The sequence below is a fragment of the Brevibacterium sp. Mu109 genome, from assembly GCF_900169375.1.
Classification (GTDB): Bacteria; Actinomycetota; Actinomycetes; order Actinomycetales; family Brevibacteriaceae; genus Brevibacterium; species Brevibacterium yomogidense_A.
This window is the reverse complement of record NZ_FXZF01000082.1, coordinates 1-2,314: the sequence shown is the minus strand read 5'-3', so window position 1 is coordinate 2,314 and position 2,314 is coordinate 1. Positions and strand designations below refer to the sequence as shown.

Annotated in this window: 4 protein-coding genes; 1 reads left to right on the top strand and 3 read right to left on the bottom strand. The window is 62.8% G+C overall.

What is annotated here, in order from left to right; all coding sequences use genetic code 11:
• Positions 1 to 501: 501 nt before the first annotated feature.
• From BSP109_RS17175 to BSP109_RS16480, 3 genes are all read right to left on the bottom strand, one after another.
• Entirely contained in the window at positions 502 to 813 is a 312-nt protein-coding gene (locus BSP109_RS17175; RefSeq protein WP_146001223.1) for a hypothetical protein, read from the bottom strand.
• A gap of 120 nt (positions 814 to 933) precedes the next feature.
• Positions 934 to 1,197: a type II toxin-antitoxin system RelE/ParE family toxin gene (locus tag BSP109_RS16485; RefSeq protein WP_101602044.1), complete on the bottom strand. Its 264-nt coding sequence runs from the start codon at positions 1,195 to 1,197 to the stop codon at positions 934 to 936.
• Positions 1,198 to 1,206: 9 nt separating this feature from the next.
• A complete protein-coding gene (locus BSP109_RS16480; protein WP_101602042.1) occupies positions 1,207 to 1,485 on the bottom strand; it encodes a ribbon-helix-helix protein, CopG family in 279 nt (92 codons plus the stop codon).
• Positions 1,486 to 1,696: 211 nt separating this feature from the next.
• Here BSP109_RS16480 and BSP109_RS16475 point away from each other — a divergent pair.
• On the top strand, positions 1,697 to 2,314 hold a 618-nt coding region (locus tag BSP109_RS16475), incomplete at its 3' end, for a transposase family protein (protein ID WP_146001222.1).

The window sequence follows — 2,314 nt, the reverse complement described above, 5'->3', positions numbered from 1 at the left end:
CGACATACACCCCTTGACGGTGTAGTCCATGCCCCCGGCTGTTGACGCAGCGCGGGGGCCCTTACGTCACCCGACCCTACCCGGCAGACCGGCCCCGTCCATCGGCATCAAGATGGATACCCCTTTTGGAAAAACTCGGAACCACCTGTCCCGTTGATACGGCGGTTTCGAGAGGTTCAAAGCTACGGACCGCCTCAGTAAGCGCATTTCGGACGATGTCGCGGTGGTTGCGAGTGCGTTCTTGTAGCGGAGCGCGTTTCGCTACGTATAGCGCCCAGATCGAGATAATTGCGGATGCGGCGGCCAAAAGCGAAGCGAGCGGGTCTACCTGGATGATCACAGGTGAATTGTACTTTGCCGTCCGATTTTTGGACTGGCTGTGAGGATCTCCCGTCCCAACTTTCAGTCGGGGTATACCATGCGCGGCCCGGAGAGCGTTTCCCCTTGAACCCGAGGGCAGTGGGTGAGACATACCGAGGGCAGCGTCTCCGCTAGCGACGGTCAGGTGTGTTTGGTGGCCCGCAACGCAAACGCCTGGTGATTGAGCGGGCCGTTCTGAGCTATCAACCCAACGTGCTGGTTCGCCTGAGCTTCGACCTCAGTTGCAGCGACCCCGAGCAGGGCCTTTGTTCGATGATAGCGGGCACCTACCGCAACCGTGTGCCGTCCTGGACTGGTCTCGATCTTGAGACCTCTTCCCCACTGCGCGGCATGTTCCACGTCATCGACGAGCACATACGGTTGCGCGAACAGTCGCAGAAACCAGCCGTTTATCCAGTGAGGCTTAGGAAGCACAGTGATCGCCGCATTCATTCCACCGAGTCTAGCTGTGTCCTGTACTCTCTGACCTGCACCGATAGTGTCGTGAACGGGAAAGCCGCGTGCCCATAGGGTGGGTGCCAAGTCGGAGCTGTTTCAGTCGGCTGATGGTGGCTACGTGTCGTAGATGCTGCTGCGGTGATCGACGTCGAGAGCGACTATGACCAGCTCGTCGCGGTGAACGTCGAGGATCACGCGGTAGTCGCCGACGCGTAGTCTCCACAGACCCACGAGCGGGCCTGTCAGTGGCTTACAGCGCGCCGTAGGATCCTTGAGGTCTGCGAGACCGTATAGCTTTGTCATGACTCGCCTGGCGATCTGACGATCGAGACGAGAAACAGCGCGGTCGAAGTCGCCAGACGTGCGTACGGTCCACATGTCCTGTGGTCACTCGCCGCCGAGGCTGCGGGCGTCGTCTCGCAGTTCGTTCGGCTCGAACCCGAGTTCGCTGGCCAGGTCGTCGAGCGGCCGGGATTCGCCGGTGCCGGCCCGGATCGCTTCAGCATGTGCGGCTACTCCGTAGGCCCATTCCAGATCGTCGATGCGCTCAGTCAGGGCCTGGCGCACGTAGTACGCTGCCGGCCGACCAGTGGTCTTGCTCAGTGCTTCAAGACGCGCCTTGATCTCTTCTGGCAGGCGGATGCTCAGAACTCCAGATGTAGACATGTAAACATTATCGTCCGGTCGGTGCCGCAGAGCAAGTCTCAAGAGCCTTCAAAGGGCAGTAGTGACTAGAGGTCACCTCTGTCCACCCTGGTATACCGGCTCTTCCCGGTTCGTGGTGATGGGGAGCGTCGCGTCGTTGACGTAGAACGGCTCGTGGTCCTGCTGTGATGGGTGTTGTCAAGACATCCGAATCTCAGAGGACCACGAGCCTGTGCACGAGAGTACTGGTTCGCAGCGTGATGCTGCGAGCACGATCTTCAACCTGCCCAACTACCGCGTCATCGACGCCATCGACCTGCCCGACGGAGGTCGTCGAGTGGTGATCGCCTCGACCGTCCCACCCGGCTGTCCGTCCTGCGGCGTGCTGGCGACGAAGGTCCACTCCCGCCGGTCACAGCAGGTCCGGGACGTTCCCGTCGCTGGCGCGGCGGTGGTGGTGTGGGCCAAGCGGCGCTGGTTCTGCCTGGAGCCGGCTTGTGCCCGGGGCACGTTCGCCGAGGCCACCGAGCAGATCCCTCGTTACGCACGCTCGACGACCCGACTGCGGGAAGAGGTCGTCTCGGCCGTGATCACCTCGGGCCGAGCAGCCTCCGAGGTGGCCCGGGCCCACGGCGTCTCGTGGTGGCTGGTCCAGTCCGCCCTCAGCGCCGCCGCTGTGGTCCTGCCTGACGTCGACGACGTGCGGGTCAGGCGTCTGGGGGTCGATGAGCACCGCTACCGGTCAGTGCGCTGGTTCCGCACCGACGAGGGCGCTTGGAGACGGTTCGAGCCGTGGATGACGACGCTGGTCGACCTGGCCACCGGGCAGGTCCTCGGCATCGTCGACGGC

What these genes read in the sequence shown, in the direction of transcription:
- BSP109_RS16485 (WP_101602044.1), bottom strand. Translation starts at nt 1,197, where the DNA reads ATGTGGACCGTACGCACGTCTGGCGACTTCGACCGCGCTGTTTCTCGT.
- BSP109_RS17175 (WP_146001223.1), bottom strand. Translation starts at nt 813, where the DNA reads ATGAATGCGGCGATCACTGTGCTTCCTAAGCCTCACTGGATAAACGGC.
- BSP109_RS16480 (WP_101602042.1), bottom strand. Translation starts at nt 1,485, where the DNA reads ATGTCTACATCTGGAGTTCTGAGCATCCGCCTGCCAGAAGAGATCAAG.